Annotated in this window: 3 protein-coding genes; 2 read left to right on the plus strand and 1 reads right to left on the minus strand. The window is 58.6% G+C overall.

Annotated features, from left to right (window positions below; translation table 11 throughout):
* Positions 1 to 286: 286 nt before the first annotated feature.
* Complete coding sequence (locus tag MGN01_RS23160; protein ID WP_147049143.1) at positions 287 to 472, plus strand: hypothetical protein; 186 nt, start codon at positions 287 to 289, stop codon at positions 470 to 472.
* 87 nt (positions 473 to 559) lie between these two features.
* On the opposite strand, the gene MGN01_RS23165 is transcribed toward MGN01_RS23160, so the two are convergent.
* Complete coding sequence (locus MGN01_RS23165) at positions 560 to 820, minus strand: DUF6894 family protein (RefSeq protein WP_147049144.1); 261 nt, start codon at positions 818 to 820, stop codon at positions 560 to 562.
* Between the two features lie 255 nt (positions 821 to 1,075).
* Between MGN01_RS23165 and MGN01_RS23170 the strand changes: the two genes are divergently transcribed.
* Positions 1,076 to 1,312: MucR family transcriptional regulator (locus MGN01_RS23170; protein WP_244612321.1), on the plus strand; the 237-nt coding region annotated here is incomplete at its 3' end.

Here is a 1,312-nt window from a genome sequence, read left to right on the forward strand (position 1 = left end):
AGACAAGAGCACTACTCGCGTCCGCCAAATGGCACCGTCATGGCGCCGGATCAATTGGCAGAAAGTAGCCCGCCGCGGATTGCTCCGGGCGGGCTGAAGTCATCAGGAGGAACGCTTGGCAGCGTCGGCAAGCCTCTCGCAAGAGGCGGGCCGTTCAGTCGGGATCGCCCTTGGCCGGCACACAGGGCGCCTTCATGATCTGCTCGGGCGTTTCCTTCACCCCCTGCAGAGCACTGCCGCTAAAGCTGAGAAGCGCACGAGCGCCGCCATAGACGCGTGCCCAGGAATGCTTCGTGCGTCCTTCGGCGTGCCTGCTGATCTGGCAGCCGCATCTGCCAGCACGACGGAGTTCGTTGCCTACTATGTCGGATATGCGCTGCCCTGCGCGCTCGTCGGTGCTCTGATCGGCTACACCCTTCGCCGTCGCGAGACCCGGAAACTCGACCGTTCGCGCGACGTCGCATATTCCTAATGATCTTACTGGCGGTCCTTAGCCGCAGCGACGCATCAGAACGGCGCACCCTGCCAAAACGCCCAAGACACCGGCGCAGAGGCGCCTCTACTGCCGGTCAGCAGACCACACGAACAACACGTCTCGGCCAGGACGGTCGATGGCCGTCAGGGCGATGCCGCCGTCCTCGTATTGAACGAGCACTGTGGTGGTCACACCGATTTGCCCGTGCGTTTTGTGCCGGGATCGCGCTGCAATGATCAGCCTCATAGCGTGACTTTCGATATCTTCTCGACACGTCAAATTGCTACCGATGTCATCCCATGCCGCGGGGCCGTTGTCGTGAACATTGAAAAAATAGAGCGGCATCGCCTGCGCCCATACGCGGTCGTACAGAATATCGCGGGTTATAAATCATCGGAATGTCGGGCCAGCCGGGTTTCTTGGCGAAGAAGAGTTATTCCCGCACCCATATCAAAAATTGAAGCCGTTCGGAGATGCTCCGCTTTATAAAGCGAAGCACTAGGATGTTAAATCGCGTTGTAGAAAGCGGTTTTTCTGTGTATCTCGCTGGCCGTGGGGGCGTCTAGCTTAATCAGGCTGAATATAATATTCAGGATGCATATGATGGCAGAAAAGACAACCGCCGAAATCGCTGAAACAGGATCGACTGAAGCCGGTACCATCTCGCTCGCCGCGAACATCGTCGTGGCGTACGTCTCGAACAACTCGCTTCCGGCCACGGAGTTGGCTTCTCTGCTGCTGAGTGTTCATCACGCGGTCGCCGGACTGGCGAGCGGCGTATCGACTGTTGCAGAGAAATCCGAGGAGATCGAGAAGCCGACGGCTGCTCAGGTTCGC

Source organism: Methylobacterium gnaphalii (assembly GCF_007992215.1).
GTDB classification, from domain to species: Bacteria; Pseudomonadota; Alphaproteobacteria; order Rhizobiales; family Beijerinckiaceae; genus Methylobacterium; species Methylobacterium gnaphalii.